The following is a 16,898-nucleotide window of genomic DNA, read 5'->3' on the forward strand; positions in this document are numbered from 1 at the left end:
TCGTCAGCAGCAGAGAAACGAGATTATGCAGCACTTCTAACTTCTCGTCAACCCCCTGTTTTCTTATTTCGCTTAAATCGTTTTAACTCACTCGATTCAAACCTCAGGAAAATCAACGCCTTACCGCTTGCACTTCTCTTATTTCAACCACGCTTTTCTGCGGGAGCCGAACTATAGCAAAACAAATACCAACTTGCAAGCAACTCGCAGGTTGGTATTTTGTTTTGTTACTTTATTAGGCTGCTCTTGGTAATTCAACAGCATCTGCTGACTTAAGAAGTGATTGCACCGCACGTTCAAACAACGGTTCTGTCTCTAAAAATTTTACCCGTCCATGTGCGATCATTCGCCGGAACATCCTAACGCTTAACATTGAAGGTTGCTCTTGCCCCTCCAGCGTGAGAATTAAATTAGTGAGTGCAGGATCAACCCAATTCAACTTACCTTGACTAGGTTCTCCACCCAAATTAATTTCAACTGCAACACCCGTTTTCAATTGCTCCATCACAATGTCAACACCTGCATCCTGGCTCTCTAAATTTTCATCCAGTTGATCAGTTGGGAGTGTCTGAACATATACCTGATCTAGCAACTGTACTTTCATATCCAATTCTTTAATCGCCTTGTCCAGAAATTGCGTCACTTCGGACGCACTTTCCGATCTTAAGACCTCAAAATTCTGAAGATCTGGATCGTCAAAGAATCGATTGAAATGATGATGAATAGCGGAGAGTGAAGGTAATTTCTGCTGCTGTGTTGTATGACTGATACGCATCGACTTAGTATGCGCATCGACCAACCAATTCATCAGCGCCTCTTGCACACTAGTATCACATTGGATACTCGCCATTCCTTCCTTTAGCGTACTCAAAATGATGGGCAATAGGGCAAGCAATTGCGCGCGTTCTTCTTCGTTCGCCTTTGGGATTATGCTCCAGAGGAGATCAGGCACTAACAAACGAAAACGATGAGCACGTTTGACATCATCTCGGTCAGCCAGCTCTAAGGCATAAACCCACACTGTTTCGAAAAAATTTTGTAGAAAGGGATCTATCGTTAAACCTAGCAGCGCTTCATGAAGTTGCACTGATGTATGGGCAAAGCGAATAGTGCGGTTCCTTGCTTGTTCCGCCCCCTCAATCGCATTAACTGTTTTATCACTACCAAGTCGCAACTCCCGCGCGATAAAAGCATCAAACTCATCCAGCATCCTCGAGAAAATTTGCGGATTTTCACTTTCATCCTGCAAAAGAGTCTCAACAATCCGACAAATTTCCTTTGTAATCTCCGCACCACTAGGATCAATTTGTTTCAAACCGAGTGAAATCGAACCAATTCGATTTACCAGTAATCGGGCAGGATGTCCTTTTTGCGTTAATAGGCTATGATCTTTTAATGCGAGTTTCAGCACCAAGAATTGCAATCGGCCAAGTTGCGCGCGAATTTCTGCTGGAACTTGCGTGTCTCGCAAGATAAATTCAAACAACATCGCAACGACGTCAATCGTCATTTGCTCGTCGACCGTCGAACTTAGGTCGTTCAGAGCACTTCTCTGCTCCAGAATCAGATTTCGTAATCCACCCACTCGATCAAACATCTGATCAACAGCCGGTGTAAAACTCCTTTGAAATTGGGGGATGGCGCTTGTCAAATTGCTCGATCCGCCAAGGGGCGAGCTTACATTACCGTCCGAGAACTCGACCCCACTGGGCATTTCATCAGATTCAAAGGACTGACTTCCCTGACCACCATGAGCGAGGTCTGATTCTTGAATCAACGGCGAATTGTGGGCATTTGATCGCCCTAATTGCATACTCGATTGCTTTTTCTCGAATATGTCCGAGCGGAAAAAATTCCGGATTGCATCCCCGACAGCCTCACCACTCTTTAACCACGAGAAAGCTTGGCTTTTTTCATAATTAACATCAGCCACCTGCGGAACGTGTTGATCAACATTTGACTGAAATTGTCCTGCAGCGTCTGAAGAAGACTGATTGCTGGACATTAAATTCGCAGCGCGACTTAAAGCAGCGCTAAAAAATTGTTCAATTTGACTGACTTTCTTTGAAGGCAAAGAAGAATTTGCGAGTCCGCTTGGTCCCGTTTGTTCAGATAGAACATTGTCATCCGATCCATCAATTTGATCGTCACCCCCAACAATTGGCGATGTCGCTACTGGCGATTTCTTAATCTTCAATTGCAATTGAGCAGCGATACCATTTTGCGCCAGATAACTATTCACTGCAGTGTAAATTGAAGGTACAAAGCTTAAAAAATTATTTGAAATCTGCTCGACGAGAATATCAGTCAAATTCGGACTAACGCCAAGCCCTTCAACGGTTGAAGATATGCAACGCGAAAAGAGATAGGGTCGAAATGGATTTTCTCGCTCATTCGTCACTTCCTGCTCAAAAATCAAGGCAATGCGAATATTGAGATCTCGTAACTGATCTTCCGCTTCAAGCCTAAAGCGACCTGTAATTTCTTCTTGACGCAAGCCGCCTTCAAAAGCGGTCGGATCAATTAAAGTCAAGCTCTCTGGATTAAAGTTTGCTGTTGGCCGATAAGTGCTATACGTCGTTTTAAAACTACGTACCAGCAATTGCTCCATTGAGGCAGTCAATTTCTGGATAATGCTAGCACCCTGTTCGACGAGCACGGTACGCGCATCGAGCAATCGGCCTTGTTCTAAAGAAGAATAGGTGTCGTCTGCTTTGATAAAGCAGTCTTCGATACAACGCGGAATTGTGCGCTGCATAGCCTCAGTAAAGCTGCGCATGAATTCAACACGAGCATTCGTGAGCAATACACTGTGATCCATACTTCCCTTATTCAAGCAGCCTCCTTCAGTCAACGCTTTGGCGTAAATCAGCTAACTTTCTTTTTTCGTGCAGCTGGCTTCTTTGCTGGCACGTCTGCCTCCACCGCGGCCTTCGACTTTGCAGTCGCCTTCGCTGGCGCTTTCGCGTTACGCTCCTCAAACTCAAAACTAGTTTTACCATCCTTGCCGCGGACTAAAAAAGCTTTAAATGGACGGCGTGTTCTCTGGGATATAAAGCCAGACAATAGATCTGTCTTTCCATCGACTAGAAGCTTGCGCATTTGCTCTGGCAGGATTTCCTGTTGGAGGATAATTCGACCGCTTCTGAAATCACAGGCCTTTGGCTTCGCTACACTTTTTTCGCAAACATATGCCAATCCCAATTCGTAGACATGGCTTCCACATTTTGGACAATCTCCCAGTGACTCCGCTTGAGAAAAATCTTGCTCCTCTCCGTCTTCGCTGTCATCTTGATTTTGTCCAAAATCAAACTCTAGCTTTAAATTTTTAATCTCTTCATCGCGAACAATCTTCAAAATTGCCGCAAACGGTCGCCCCATTTTCGAACGGAAGCCTTGCAATGGACCAATTTCACGCTTTTGCAGTAACTCTTCCACTTCCGCGATCTCAAACTGCCGACTACCGGGCGTCTTACTCATAGAGAACTCGCATTTTGTACAAGCAAAACGGCGATAATTTTCTTTGACTACGCCACCACAATTCGGGCAAGGCGTGCTCAAAGTCGCATAGTCTCCTGGGATCGTATCATTATTGAATTCTTTTGCACGTTTAACGATAATTTGAGTCATCTGCGCAATTTCTCGCATAAACTCATCGCGCGTAATTTTGCCACGCTCCATCTGCGCCAACTTATTTTCCCACTCACCTGTGAGCTCGGGAGAAGTCAGCTCATCAACACCTAACCCGCGCAACAGCGTCATTAATTGAAAAGCTTTTGCCGTTGGAATTAACTCACGACCTTCTCGAAGCAAATACTTTTCATACAACAAACCCTCAATAATTGCAGCGCGGGTAGCTGGCGTACCAAGTCCTTTCCCTGACATCGCTTCGCGAAGCTCTTCATCGTCAATCAGCTTACCGGCTCCCTCCATTGCAGAAAGCAACGTCGCCTCAGAGTAACGTGCGGGTGGTTTGGTCACCAATCCATTCGCAAGTACTTTCTCTGTCTTAACTTTTTCACCTTTTGCAACTGCCACTAAATTACCCTTGTTTTCAGGATCTGATTCGTCCTGTGCTTCTTTGCCATAAATTGCTAACCAACCCGGGTTAGTCATGACTTTACCTTCCGTTTTAAACTGATGCCCTGAGACCTCAGTAAAACGAGTAGTTACTTGATATTCCGCAGCAGGGAAAAATACCGCCATAAAACGACGCGTCACCAAATCATAAAGTTTTTGCTCTGGCTCAGATAAATTCTTTGGCAAGTGCCCCGTTGGAATGATTGCGAAGTGATCACTAATTTTCGCGTTGTCGAAAATGCGTCGGTTAGGCTTGACCCAACCATTGTTCAGAATTTTCGATGCAAATTGTTGAAAATTATTTATCTCACCTATTTTGCTCAAGATCTCTTTGACCGAGGCCAAATAATCCTCAGGAAGATGTCTAGAATCAGTACGTGGGTAAGTTAGGACTTTATGTTTTTCATACAGAGCTTGAGCCAAGCCCAAAGTGTTTTTCGCAGAAAAACCAAACTTAGAGTTCGCCTCTCTTTGTAGGCTTGTCAAATCAAATAATGCCGGCGCTATTTGTGTGGCAGGCTTCGACTCTTCCGTAACGGATCCTAGTTTTCCACGACATGCGGCAACAATCGACTCAGCGGCAGCTTTGCTCCATAGTCGCTCGGGTTTCTTTTCTAAATCACTTTCGTCTTTTTTAAATTGTTGATCTAACCAGCGTCCTTCATAAATTCCGGCAGCGCAAACAAATTCCGCTCGCACTTCCCAAAAATCTCTAGGAACGAAATTCTTGATCTTCTCTTCACGCTCCACAACAATAGATAAAGTCGGTGTTTGAACTCGACCAACCGTAGTCAAATAAAAACCACCTTCCTTGGAATTAAAGGCCGTCATTGCACGAGTTCCATTAATTCCAATCAGCCAATCCGCTTCAGAACGACAACGCGCGGCATCGGCCAACGGAAGCATCTCCTCATCGCTGCGCAACTTACCGAATCCACTACGGATTGCATCCGCGGTCATCGACTGCAACCAAAGCCGCTTCACCGGTTGCTTTGCTTTCGCGTGCTGTGCAATCAAACGAAAAATCAATTCACCTTCTCGTCCCGCGTCACATGCGTTAATAAGTGTCGATATATCTTTTCGTTTAATTAATTTACTCAAAACTTTTAAACGAGATTCGGTCTTAGCAATTGGGTTCAATGCAAAATGAGGCGGTATCATTGGCAAATGCGCAAACGTCCACTTACCTCGTTTCACGTCGTATTCTTCAGGAACCGCTATTTCCAACAAATGACCGACCGCAGACGAAAGTACATAATCATCTGATTCAAAATAATCGTCATGTTTGGTGAATCCGCCCAAGGTTTTCGCGATGTCATTCGCTACCGAGGGTTTCTCAGCAATGATGAGGGTTTTAGTCATGGTGGGTTGTTTTTTATAATTTTGCTATTTAATTTGATCTGGCGAAGACTCAGCCAAATGCCTTGAATCGCTGAGAAATTCAGCAAAACAGCTTCTATCAGCGAGGAATAATAAACGGAATGAATCAACTACGGCAATAGAAGCAATCTATTTGCCACAAATAAACAATCAAATTGATCCAAATTCAATGTAATTGAAACTGTGTCAGATTTTCGCCGGGTTTGAGAAATTCATCGAACATCTGCATTTCTGCTTCATGCCCTTGGCTCCAAAGCAACATTAGAACAATCACTTTGAATTTTGCAAGATTCAACGGCGACTCATCTACCGCCATTGCACATTCAATCAGAACCTCACGTTGTTGCTCGTTTAAAACGCATGATTGTTGCAAATAATAAAGAAAAGATATTACGTCTAAACCTAGAACGCTTTTTTCTTCTTCAGTGTAGACCCTAAAACCATTGCTACGAAAGCCATTTTTTAGGGGGGAGTCAATCAATTGCGTGCCAGTTGCCAACAGATTTGTTGTATCGGCCAATGCACTTAACCAATCAAGTGCAGCGACGATTTCATCTTCGTCAAATCCTTCTGAAGACAACTTCTTCGCCAACACGATCGAATCGGGACAAGTTTCCGGTCGATAATAGGTTTGATACAAATAAACTAAAATTTCAAACATACACTTCGAATATCTAATAATACCGTCTAGCCTATCAGGCCAAATCTCACGCCAATCGCTGTACGATCCCGCCAGGTAGCAATTCAATCAAGCCTTGTAACTCAAACTCCAACAGTTTGGCATTTAAGTCCATCACTTGATAAGGACTCCTCGCGAGCAGTACATCCAAATGGACAGGATCATACCCGATTAACGCAAGCAATTCATTTTCGCCTTCCATCGGTAAGCCCAGACTAACCGTGGTAGCACCCGTTGGCTTCGCGAAGTCGGCAAGCATTTCCTCCAAAATATCCTCAGCTGACTCGACCAATTTTGCGCCCTGTTTGATTAGTTGGTGGCATCCCTTCGCCAACGGTGTGTGAATCGAACCAGGGATGGCAAACACATCCCGCCCTTGTTCCAATGCCATTCTGGCAGTAATCAACGACCCCGACTGAGCTGCTGCTTCGACAACCAGAACACCTTGGGCAAGACCGGAAATGATTCGATTACGTCTAGGAAAGTTACTCGCGATTGCTGGCACCCCCAGCGGATACTCACTCAAAATACATCCCTTTTCAGCGATCTCGTGTGCAAGTTGGCGATTTCGAGCAGGATAGACGATATCCGCACCGGTACCGATTACCGCTATCGTCGAGCCTAAGTCACGAAGCGCCCCATAATGCGCGGCAGTATCGATACCTGCAGCTAGACCTGAACTGATACAGAAGCCAGCTCGGCTAAGAGATTCGGAAAAATTTTCTGCATTTTGAATACCTTGGGTGGTCGCGTTTCGACTTCCTACCACGGCAATCGTTGGTCTCGACAATAAATCGAGCCGTCCTTTTACATAGAGTAAGGTCGGTGGATCAGGAATAGAAAGCAAACTTTGCGGATAAGCGCCATCTCCCAAAGTCAACAAATAATTACCGCTTTGCAGAAGCCAATTCGAAGTCAATTCGATTTGACGCTTTAAAGCGTCTTCCACAGGCGCGAGTACCACCTCGACGATTTTTTTCGGAAAATGGCAGAGCAGCTCGGCACGACTAGCTTGAAAAATCTGAGAGGGCAACCCGAAAATCGTCAGCAATCGCCGTGCATTCTCATTGCCAACGCCCTTCAAAAGTGAAAGCCGCAGCCAATCTTGCCAATCAGTCTCAAAAGAATTTGAATGCAATTGTTGGCTCAAAATGGCTACGTCTCAATTTATCGTACTGGGGTTCGAACAATATCTCCGACACTCACCACATCGGTCACTTGCATCACAAGCCCATATGAGATATTTTTAAAAACTCGGAAAATAAACAGCTGTCCATACATCTCATCCGGCAGACGCACGGGCTTTTTGTCATTTGTACGATCCGGCACTATCTTGCCATATCGTCCCAACTCCAAGACGGTTCCAACATCGATCCCAGAACTCGATCCACGATTGATACTAATAATATTATTCTGCCCGGCAAAACTAACCCCACCGTACACTGCGACGACGCGCGCCATGACATCTTGCTCGGGTGCATGGGGAACATAATTAATAATTGGAGTTGGTGGAATTGGCACCAACCGATCACCAATTCCCATTTCCTCTTTCGAGGTCACAATTGTAAATGTATCGACGCCATCAGCCGTCTTTGCTACGCGCTCCAACTTCGCCGCACCGATATACACTGCCTCATATCCAATGACTTCTTTTGAGTCAGGGTCTTTTAAGGCAATACCAGGGCGAAATACTTGAAACGACGTCCCGTTTTTAAGATCACCCCTTACGTAAATTTTATCGTCCTTACCCATGTACACACGACCTTCGGGCGCAGCCACAATCCGCGGTGCGTTCGCAAACTCGTCCTTATCAATAATCAAGGGTTGCGACAAATACGGTTCAATCAAGTTGTTCGGAATCGCTGAAATTGCGTCGCCACTTGCGTAGGTTGCGCTGCGAGTCTGGGGGTTTAATTTGGTCACACCGGTCGGCCCCTCTTCAATTGGATTTGCCAAGCGCAAACGTCCATTTACCCGATCGAAATAAACAATTTGCTTAGGATAAATCCAATGCGGATTCCGAATTTCTTCACGATTCATGCCCCATACTTCGGGCCAACACCAAGGGTTTTGCAGAAACCGTCCAGAAATACCCCACAAAGTATCCCCCCTGACAACCACATGTTTGTCCGGTGCATCCGGCAAGAAGTTACACTTACTACTCAAGGATGGTGGTGTCTTTCCACTATCTTGGCTGTACACTGGCAGCGAAAACGCGAGTGGAAAGGCCATTGCGAGGACGATTGTGCTAAACTTTTTCATGAATTTTTCCGATGCAGGTAACTGATTCCGTTGTATGGCATGCTCAAAGCCTTCCCAAGCTGCAAACTTATTTTGCATTGGCGATAGGCTGGCACTTGCCAAACTTACCAAATTGAATCAAATTCTGCCCATAAATCCTTGAACTAGCAAGAAAAACCTCAATCTCAGGTCTCTCGCTTGTTGTGAATTGTCTTATGCCGATATTAAACATTCTCCGTTATCCTGATCCTCGCTTGCACAAAGTTGCTAAGCCCGTCACAGTTTTTGATGAACGCCTCAAGAAACTCGCCGCAGACATGGCAGAGACTATGTACGATGCGCCCGGAGTCGGTTTAGCCGCCTCGCAAGTCGATGTACATGAACAACTAGTCGTAATCGATACATCTGAATCCAACAATGAATTGCGCGTCTTTATCAATCCCGAAATTATCTGGGAAAGTCCAGAGCGTAAAATCTACGATGAAGGCTGTTTGTCTGTACCCGGAATTTATGATGGCGTTGAACGACCAGCAGAGGTGAAGGTTCGTGCATTCAATTTGGATGGACAGCCCTTCGAGTTACATGCTGATGGTTTACTGGCGGTTTGTATTCAACATGAGATGGATCATTTAAAAGGTAAAGTCTTCGTCGAGTATTTATCGCCATTAAAACGTAACCGAATCAAAACAAAATTACTCAAAGAAGAGCGGGAACAACTTAAGAAGGCTCAACGCTAATGAAGGTTATTTTTGCAGGGACGCCTGAATTTGCGGCAACCGCTTTGGATGCGATCTTGGCAGCGGGCTTCGAGGTTCCTCTCGTCTTGACACAACCGGATCGCCCAGCTGGGCGTGGACTACAATTACAGGCATCCGCAGTCAAGCAGCTAGCGATAAAGCACCATATTCCTGTTGCTCAACCGATTTCATTAAAATTGGATGGAAAACATCCGAATATCGCGGCCGAAGCGCATGAATTATTAAAGGCAACACCACATGATGTGATAGTTGTTGCCGCCTACGGCTTAATTCTACCGTCTTCAATACTAAGCATCCCACGCCTAGGCTGTCTAAACATTCATGGATCGTTACTCCCAAGATGGCGAGGCGCTGCACCGATACATCGTGCGATCGAAGCAGGTGATGCTGAGACAGGCATAACCATAATGCAAATGGAACTAGGCTTAGACACAGGACCTATGCTGTTAAAGCAAGCAATACCGATCCAAGAACGAGACAACACAGGCAGTTTACATGACAAATTGGCTAATCTCGGTGGAAAAATGATTGTGGAAGCCCTGCAGAAATTACGTCTGGGCCCACTACCAGCCACAGTACAGCCTGATCAAGGTGTCTGCTATGCAGCGAAAATCAGTAAAGACGAGGCCCTACTCAATTTTGACCTCAACGCTTCGGTGCTCGAACGTAAAATTCGCGCGTTTAATCCGTTTCCGGCGGCACACGCAAATATTGATGGCCTTTCAATCAAAATTTGGCGTGCGGACGTTCTTCCAATTGCACCATCATCGCATTCCATTCAAAATGGGCAAATACTTGAAGTCAATGCTGAAGGCATCTTGATCGCTTGCGACAATGGCAAATCCGTGTTGCGTGTCCTAGAGCTCCAAAAACCAGGTGGGAAGCGCTTACCTGTCAAAGATTTCTTACAAGGCTTTCCGCTGAGAGTAGGCCAGCATTTTACAGTCTAGCCCCCTGATTTAACAGTATCTCTGAGGCCTCGCTTCGTTTGTCATCAAGCGATCATTTTCATGATTTACATTGTTGACTTCAATTGAGGCAAACAATGGAAAACCAATATAGACACTATGGATCAGATCGTTCAGGGCTAATTTACGGCTTCATATTCAACGGCAAAGAGGCAGCCCAGGAACTGCACTCTGAACAGGCTTTTCGATTGATCAAAGATCCAAATCAACTCGCCACTGATCACTTCATCTGGTTGCATTTTAATTTAAGCAATGCATCTACCGAACGTTGGTTACGCGAACATAGTCAATGTCCAAATGAATTCTACGACATCTTACATCAAGGATCTCGATCGACAAGAATTGAGCACGCAGATCAACAATTGATCGCCGTGATCAACGACGTCGTGCATGACTTTAGTTTTGACCCATCTGAAATAGCGACACTTTGGCTCAGCATCTCGCCTCGTGTACTTATTAGCACACGCCGCAAGCCTTTGAAGTCTGTTGATCATTTACGCGATGCCGTCAATCGTGGCGAAATCTTCCAATCTAGCATGGTCTTGCTGACACACTTACTTCGAGACCAAGCGGATGTGCTAACCGAGATCGTACGCATCACAATTTCGCGTATAGATGAAGTAGAAGATCACTTATTGGCCGATCGACTGAGCAAGCGACGCGCCAATCTTGGAGAGCTACGACGTGTTTTAGTGCGGCTACAACGCCTGCTAGCACCTGAACCCGCTGCACTGTTTCGTCTGCTTCAAAAACCACCTAATTGGATGTCTGAAAATGACGTGCGCGAGCTCCGCCAATCGAGTGAAGAATTTGCAGTCGTACTTAGTGATATCGCCTCCCTACAAGAAAGGATCAAATTACTTCAAGAAGAAATTGCTGCGCACGTAAATGAGCAAAACAACCGCTCGCTATTTGTTCTTACCATTGTGACGGTGTTAGCTCTACCCATTAACATCACAACTGGATTATTTGGGATGAATGTCGGCGGTATTCCATACAGCCAACACGAATTCGGATTTTGGATAGTAATACTCATTGTCAGTCTTATTACCGGAATCGCTGGTTGGTTTGCATTTCGATCAAAAAATCACGATTAAAACTTAGCAATTTCTGAATTTGAGGGACAAAGCACCCATTGCTTGAAATGCTGATACTTTTAATTTGCTCTGCGCCTCTAATAAACGCAATCAGACAAAATCAAGACATTCTTACTGATTGCAACAGCCTGCCTACTCGCATTCCTTTCAACTGTTGGCGCAGCTTTACCTTGTCCCATTTTGCCGCCACTGTTTTCCGCTGATGCGGCAAACCCATTCAATCATTTTCTCGGTTTACCACCAAAGCTATTATTTGGATTCGCCCTAGCAATTAATCCACTTGGCCTATTAATTGGCTCCACACTTTTGCGGTCACTATCAGATCGTTTTGGTCGCAGACCCATTTTATTAGCTAACGCTATCGGAGCTGCGATCGGTCATGCGATAACGGCATGGTCTTACTACTCCATTCCGATCCCTTGTTCGTTTTTACACGTTATGTTACTGGCCTACTAGAGGGCAACGCACCAGTAGCGCGCAATGCTTGCGGATCGTTTAGATGGTAATTGGCGACTACGAGCCTTGTCTTGGCTAAATGGTACGATCTACACTGGATGGTTAGCGGGTCTTTTACTTGCTAGATTCACCCTTGGCTGGGGTTTAGCCATCCCGTTTTGGATCGCAGTCATTTCGTTATGTCTAACTGCGCTCATGGTTGCCTTTGTTTTGCCAATAGAAGAACCATCCAATCTCAACTCCTCTTGGTGGCATGTCGCTCGTTCTAACCATGCTTTCAATCTTTTAAAAATTCACGAATTACGCCAACTTTTTGTTATTCAATTTAGTTGAACCTGCGGTGTCGACTCGTTCTATGAATTTTATCCAAGATGGTTGGTCGAGATAGTAGGACACCATTTTCATGGAATCGCTTGGGTGACCGCCGGGCTATGCGCAATGATGACATTTTCGTCTCTATTAACTGGTCGCCCTAGCACAATCATGCCATTCGATCGGGCCAAGATTCATGCTTATTTCGCAGCAGGAATGATTGCATTAGTTGGAATTGGCAATGCTTGGTTAGGTTTCTTTGCCATCATCATTTTTGCTTTAACCAACGCGTTTTACAACGCTACTTCCAAGTTGGTGCGCCGAAGGTTTCGGTCATCACGGACAAGGTGCTGTCATGGGCCGAATCTCTACAAGTTCTTGTCTCGCGAACATTCTAATAGCAATTGTCGGCTCGCTTCTCACACTAATCGATACGCGCCTTATCCTACTTTTAGGTGGGATATTAAGCGCGTGGGCTGCTTGGAGAATCGGCCGGTGTAAATATGAATTGCCAATTGTCGCTCATTGAAGTGAGGTGAAGTTCAATATATCTATTGAATCCGGTATCGAGACTTCTCAGACTCTATTCTTTCTTAGCTTCGTCTATTAATCTCTGTATCGCTGGCATCAAAGGCCCCAGCATTTCGGACATCATGCTACGTACGCTATCAACAATGACCTGAGTCTGACGTTCAATTTCAATATTAACCGAGTCTCCAACTTGCTTTGTCGAAAACACAGTCATACGTAGTGTCTCCGGAATGAGCCAGACTTCAAACCATGCATCAGTTTGATTCACTTCTGCGATAGTTAGGCTAGCGCCATTTATCGCGACATAACCCTTAGCGAATAGGTAGCGGATCCAGAGCGTTGGAACGGCAAAGCGCATGACGTAGTTATTTTCAAATTGTCGGATTTCAGCTATTTCTGCAACAAAATCCACATGACCAGAGAGCGGATGCCCCCCTATCTCTGCCCCATCTCGAGCAGCGCGCTCAACATTCACCACCGAGTTTACTGAGTACGACCCAAGAGTCGTAATGGACAAAGTTTGTTGCATGATATCGAACTCTGCAGACTGCTCAAATAACTTTGTAACAGTCAAACAAACGCCATCCGTTGCGACACTTGCACCAATACTCAGTTCATGATCAAACCCTTTAGGAAAACCAAGTCGCAAGGTGCGCAAGCCTGGCTTATCTTCAATTTGTTGAACGGTAGCTATTCCTTGGACGATTCCGGTAAACATAACAGACCACTTTTCTAAATTGGATGCTGACTAACTAAAAGAGGAGGGTGCTGATTTTTTGAAGTCAGCTAGAGGAGCGAACATTTCGTGCGTCATGTTGACAAAGTGATCGCGCAACCATTTGTGAGCTGGATTTCGCGCATCACGTTCGTGCCACAACATGTCGACGTGTACATCTGGGGTTTCAAATGGCAATTCTTTCCAAACCAAGGCCTCACTCATACCCGTCGACGCAATGAAATGGAAAGGTAAAACCGTCAATAGATCTGAATTCGCCACCACTTTTCCGCCTGTAAAAAACTGATTGACCGTAAGCAAAATTCGCCGTTCACGTCCCATCTTTGCAAGTTCATCGTCGATCAATCCGTGTGCACGCCCTGAGAAGCTCACTAAACAATGATTCGCCTCGCAATATTTGTCGAGTGTCAACTCGTGACTAGCCAAAGGATGATTTTTACTCATCACACAAACATAGTGCCCCGAATACAAACGCTCGTGACGAATGGGGCTTCGTGCAGCACCTTGGCCACCCGACAGTTGCGCAACAACACCAGGAAAAAACCCCACGGCGATATCAATATCGCCTTGGACCAACAATGGACGAGGTTCGCGCGTTGTCAGGGGCACCATACGAGCATTCATATGAGGTGCTTCCTGTTCGAACGCGGTGATCAAGGTCGGCATCCATAATGCCGCTGTCGAATCAGCCATCGCCATACGAAAGGTCGCGACCGCCTTTGATGGATCAAAACTGGTGGGAGCGATTGCGGCTTCTAGCGTCGATAACGCCTCACGAATCGCCGGCCATAAAATTTCGGCGCGCGGAGTAGGTTTCACACCATAAGCGGTGCGGATCAACAGTTCGTCATTCAGCGAGTAACGCAAACGTTTAATGGCGTTTGATACGGCGGGCTGTGTCATCGCTAACTTATCTGCCGCACGCGTCAAATTCTGCTCGACCATTACCGTATCAAAGACACGCAATAAATTCAAATCAAGGGTCAAGAAATTCATAATAAGGCACCGGATGAGTCTATCTTCTTGCATTATCCCAGATCTGAGAAAAAAACCTTCAAAAACGCAAAAAACTCATATTTTCGATTGCTGCGCATATCGCAAAGCGATTTCCGCCAACATTTTTGGCAGGTCGCTTCGAACATATCGCCGTATTTTATTCAATTCGCCGAGCATATTCGCTTGTCCTTGTTCCGACACATGCCAGGTTTCGGGCGCGCAGTAAATACTAGGATAGCTCGCAATGCCTACGGAAATATCCCTCCCGAATTCTTCTTCAAGCGTCAGTAAGATACGTCGAACGTGAAAGTTAATTGCAACAATATTCAATATCAAATCACTCTTATACATCTCTGAGTCTTCTAATATACGCTTTGCATTTTGGATATTTTCACGCGTATTACGCGCCTCCAAGTCGAGCAAAATGTCCTGCTTGGGAACATCAGCAGCGAGCAATACTTGGTACATTGCATTCGCTTCATGCATGTCGATTTTGTGATTATAGCCGCCGCTTAAAACTAGCTTTCCAGAAGTAGATCGATGATATAAATTACTTGCCATTTGTGCGGGGCGCTGCCAAAGGGACATACCAAATACTATCGTGGCATCGGCATTCAATACCTGCGACGGCACAAACATAAATCGATTCACACACTCAATTTCCGCTGCATTCAAATTAATCATAGGGCGAATGCTCGTCTTGTTATTTCTTGAATTTCATTGAATTGCAAGGATTTTCCCGAATATTCGGTTTGCACTCCATCATTATCAAGTTGTATCAAAAGATCAAACGCATCAACGGGCAACCCCGCTTCGAGATCTTGCGCACCCAAAATTACGATCAGAAGATGTTCTAGGCCAGGGTACATTAGAATCGTTTGAACCTGCTCTACACAATTGAAATTGGTACTAAAAATAGGAAAATTGCCGTCCCTATTGAACAATCCATGTGGGGCACTGACCATTGCATTTATCCCCTTTAAACGCAATTCGACTACTCGTTTTTTGGCAAAGCTTAAGAGATCTCCTTTGCCGATGATCAATTCAACCGGTATGCGCCCTTTGGTCGGGAAACTCAGCGCAAGATAGCGAGCGACTCCTGCTCGCTGATAGGCGTGTGTACGTCCAAGCACCGGCGCAAAATTTAATTCATTGATCGCAGCGCCATTTTCATACCATGGGACACTGATATCCTCTGTCATCAAGTCAACACCTAATAAACTCAAACGAAAAAGCTGCGCAGCTCTAACCGCCAATTGCACGTTAGCTGGATGAATCAATTCTGTGACCGGCTCGGGCTCGCCACCCCACTCACTTGATTGGACCATTCTTAATGCGACCCTTTGTCCATCGCGAGGAACGCTATTCATAGTCAAGCCTTGCGCTTGAATGCAAGCTTTCGCAATCTCATCGAACGGATAGGGTGGGAGTCTTTTTTGAATCACTTTGCGATTCAAATCTTCGTTTGCTAAGGCAATCAATTCTATAATCGTATGAATCCCATCACCAACGACAGCTCGAGGTCTGCGTTTAACTGCAAACAATAATTCTCCATTCAGGACGGTGATCCGATGGCATACCCCCGGCAAATGCTGCTCAAGCAAAATAAGTTTAGAAAACTCGGCCGCCTTCTCATACGCCAACTTAAGCTCAGCCATATCTTTCAAGTTCGCCGTGACGCCCTCACCTCGGTCACGGTCTGCAGGTTTAATGACCAACGGAAAAGTCATTTTTTGCGCGAGCTCTTGGGCATGCTGCACGCTATGCAATAAATAATTATCGGGTGCTGGTAGTCCTGCTGACCGTAGCAACCTTGTCGTCAAGTGCTTGTAATTCGACACATTGGCACCGATTAAGGAGTCGTCTTGGTTAGCACTACGGTCAAATAGGGTCGCATATTTTCCCCAGCCTAATTGGTATAAGCCATTGCCTAAATGGCGAAATGGTATTTCTTGCTGAAATGCGCATTCCAGAATGGGGATGGTTGATTTTGCGCCAGGAACTTGACGTTGAACTGGTAGAACAAATTCCCTTTGCAGCGGCTCAAATAGATGTGTAATCGCTCCACTCCTTTGGATGGACTGCACGATCTTTCGTATCAAAGTGAGCGCGTTAAGGTATGCCAACTCAATTACTCTCTGGGATATACGCTCAACTCGAGGGACTAATATTTCTGCATAAAACCAATCTGGCCCGGAATTACTTTCCTTAATATCAAGAACGTAGGGAATTTCAAAACTCGGAACTTTGACATCCTGAAGTAATACATGCGCAAGTTGGCATGCTTTAGAAATCAATTCGGCAATTGCGTAAATGCGCGCTGTTTGCCGAACATGTGCACCACACCTCAACGGTTGCGGCTTAAGCTCGAACGAATGTAACAGATGCCAATCAATCTTTTCCAAATCAAGGACATCACAAACCTGCACGTTTAAACCAACCAACATACCAAGCTGCCGCTGGTTGTTAGAATAGGCATGTTGTCGAATAAACTGAAATTGGTCTTGCATAATCACTCATAGAAGGATTGAGAAATGCTCGTTATGTCAACGAATAATGCGATTGCAAACAGCACTCAAATTCAAATTGAAGCACTATACTGGAGATCCGCCTCAAGATATCGTCACTCCAAAAACATAAACGCCAACTGCATGAGCATGCAGT

General features: G+C 45.3%; 14 protein-coding genes. 5 read left to right on the plus strand and 9 right to left on the minus strand.

The window, feature by feature from the left end:
* Window positions 1-235: 235 nt before the first annotated feature.
* From KDM90_RS09970 to KDM90_RS09990, 5 genes are all read right to left on the minus strand, one after another.
* The gene (locus KDM90_RS09970; RefSeq protein ID WP_212675466.1) at window positions 236-2,836 is read right to left on the minus strand and encodes a DUF1631 family protein; all 2,601 of its coding nucleotides are present in this window, start codon (window positions 2,834-2,836) and stop codon (window positions 236-238) included.
* 32 nt (window positions 2,837-2,868) lie between these two features.
* Window positions 2,869-5,442, minus strand: coding sequence for a DNA topoisomerase III (locus KDM90_RS09975; protein WP_212675467.1), 2,574 nt, complete (start codon window positions 5,440-5,442; stop codon window positions 2,869-2,871).
* Between the two features lie 184 nt (window positions 5,443-5,626).
* Entirely contained in the window at window positions 5,627-6,121 is a 495-nt protein-coding gene (locus tag KDM90_RS09980; protein ID WP_212675468.1) for a Smg family protein, read from the minus strand.
* Between the two features lie 46 nt (window positions 6,122-6,167).
* Complete coding sequence (dprA, locus tag KDM90_RS09985) at window positions 6,168-7,277, minus strand: DNA-processing protein DprA (RefSeq protein ID WP_212675469.1); 1,110 nt, start codon at window positions 7,275-7,277, stop codon at window positions 6,168-6,170.
* 29 nt (window positions 7,278-7,306) lie between these two features.
* Window positions 7,307-8,401, minus strand: coding sequence for a LysM peptidoglycan-binding domain-containing protein (locus KDM90_RS09990; RefSeq protein WP_212675470.1), 1,095 nt, complete (start codon window positions 8,399-8,401; stop codon window positions 7,307-7,309).
* 194 nt (window positions 8,402-8,595) lie between these two features.
* On the opposite strand from KDM90_RS09990, the gene def reads away from it, so the two are divergent.
* The 5 genes from def to KDM90_RS18310 all read left to right on the plus strand — a co-directional run bounded on the left by def (window position 8,596) and on the right by KDM90_RS18310 (window position 11,992).
* Complete coding sequence (def, locus tag KDM90_RS09995; protein WP_212675471.1) at window positions 8,596-9,117, plus strand: peptide deformylase; 522 nt, start codon at window positions 8,596-8,598, stop codon at window positions 9,115-9,117.
* Window positions 9,117-10,088 carry a methionyl-tRNA formyltransferase gene (fmt, locus tag KDM90_RS10000; protein WP_212675472.1) on the plus strand — a complete coding sequence of 324 codons (972 nt, stop codon included), beginning with the start codon at window positions 9,117-9,119 and terminating at the stop codon, window positions 10,086-10,088. Before def ends, fmt begins: the two co-directional genes overlap by 1 nt.
* A gap of 95 nt (window positions 10,089-10,183) precedes the next feature.
* Window positions 10,184-11,203, plus strand: a complete 1,020-nt coding sequence (locus KDM90_RS10005; RefSeq protein WP_212675473.1) for a transporter — start codon at window positions 10,184-10,186, stop codon at window positions 11,201-11,203.
* A 180-nt stretch (window positions 11,204-11,383) separates the two neighbouring features.
* Window positions 11,384-11,659 carry an MFS transporter gene (locus KDM90_RS18305; RefSeq protein ID WP_329605318.1) on the plus strand — a complete coding sequence of 92 codons (276 nt, stop codon included), beginning with the start codon at window positions 11,384-11,386 and terminating at the stop codon, window positions 11,657-11,659.
* A gap of 24 nt (window positions 11,660-11,683) precedes the next feature.
* Complete coding sequence (locus KDM90_RS18310; RefSeq protein WP_329605319.1) at window positions 11,684-11,992, plus strand: hypothetical protein; 309 nt, start codon at window positions 11,684-11,686, stop codon at window positions 11,990-11,992.
* Window positions 11,993-12,554: 562 nt separating this feature from the next.
* On the opposite strand, the gene KDM90_RS10015 is transcribed toward KDM90_RS18310, so the two are convergent.
* From KDM90_RS10015 to KDM90_RS10030, 4 genes are all read right to left on the minus strand, one after another.
* Window positions 12,555-13,220: a riboflavin synthase subunit alpha gene (locus KDM90_RS10015; RefSeq protein WP_212675474.1), complete on the minus strand. Its 666-nt coding sequence runs from the start codon at window positions 13,218-13,220 to the stop codon at window positions 12,555-12,557.
* A 30-nt stretch (window positions 13,221-13,250) separates the two neighbouring features.
* A complete protein-coding gene (locus KDM90_RS10020) occupies window positions 13,251-14,234 on the minus strand; it encodes a LysR family transcriptional regulator (RefSeq protein ID WP_212675475.1) in 984 nt (327 codons plus the stop codon).
* Window positions 14,235-14,309: 75 nt separating this feature from the next.
* Window positions 14,310-14,918 (minus strand): YdcF family protein, encoded by a 609-nt coding sequence (locus KDM90_RS10025; protein ID WP_212675476.1) that lies wholly within the window; start codon window positions 14,916-14,918, stop codon window positions 14,310-14,312.
* A complete protein-coding gene (locus KDM90_RS10030) occupies window positions 14,915-16,744 on the minus strand; it encodes a hypothetical protein (RefSeq protein ID WP_212675477.1) in 1,830 nt (609 codons plus the stop codon). The genes KDM90_RS10025 and KDM90_RS10030 overlap by 4 nt, the downstream gene beginning before the upstream one ends.
* Window positions 16,745-16,898 lie beyond the last annotated feature (154 nt).

The organism is Affinundibacterium fentianense (assembly GCF_018139545.1).
GTDB lineage: Bacteria > Pseudomonadota > Gammaproteobacteria > Burkholderiales > Burkholderiaceae_D > Undibacterium > Undibacterium fentianense.

What these genes read in the sequence shown, in the direction of transcription:
- KDM90_RS09975 (WP_212675467.1), bottom strand. Translation starts at nt 5,442, where the DNA reads ATGACTAAAACCCTCATCATTGCTGAGAAACCCTCGGTAGCGAATGAC.
- KDM90_RS09980 (WP_212675468.1), bottom strand. Translation starts at nt 6,121, where the DNA reads ATGTTTGAAATTTTAGTTTATTTGTATCAAACCTATTATCGACCGGAA.
- KDM90_RS09990 (WP_212675470.1), bottom strand. Translation starts at nt 8,401, where the DNA reads ATGAAAAAGTTTAGCACAATCGTCCTCGCAATGGCCTTTCCACTCGCG.
- def (WP_212675471.1), top strand. Translation starts at nt 8,596, where the DNA reads ATGCCGATATTAAACATTCTCCGTTATCCTGATCCTCGCTTGCACAAA.
- fmt (WP_212675472.1), top strand. Translation starts at nt 9,117, where the DNA reads ATGAAGGTTATTTTTGCAGGGACGCCTGAATTTGCGGCAACCGCTTTG.
- KDM90_RS10005 (WP_212675473.1), top strand. Translation starts at nt 10,184, where the DNA reads ATGGAAAACCAATATAGACACTATGGATCAGATCGTTCAGGGCTAATT.
- KDM90_RS18310 (WP_329605319.1), top strand. Translation starts at nt 11,684, where the DNA reads ATGCTTGCGGATCGTTTAGATGGTAATTGGCGACTACGAGCCTTGTCT.
- KDM90_RS10015 (WP_212675474.1), bottom strand. Translation starts at nt 13,220, where the DNA reads ATGTTTACCGGAATCGTCCAAGGAATAGCTACCGTTCAACAAATTGAA.
- KDM90_RS10020 (WP_212675475.1), bottom strand. Translation starts at nt 14,234, where the DNA reads ATGAATTTCTTGACCCTTGATTTGAATTTATTGCGTGTCTTTGATACG.
- KDM90_RS10025 (WP_212675476.1), bottom strand. Translation starts at nt 14,918, where the DNA reads ATGATTAATTTGAATGCAGCGGAAATTGAGTGTGTGAATCGATTTATG.
- KDM90_RS10030 (WP_212675477.1), bottom strand. Translation starts at nt 16,744, where the DNA reads ATGCAAGACCAATTTCAGTTTATTCGACAACATGCCTATTCTAACAAC.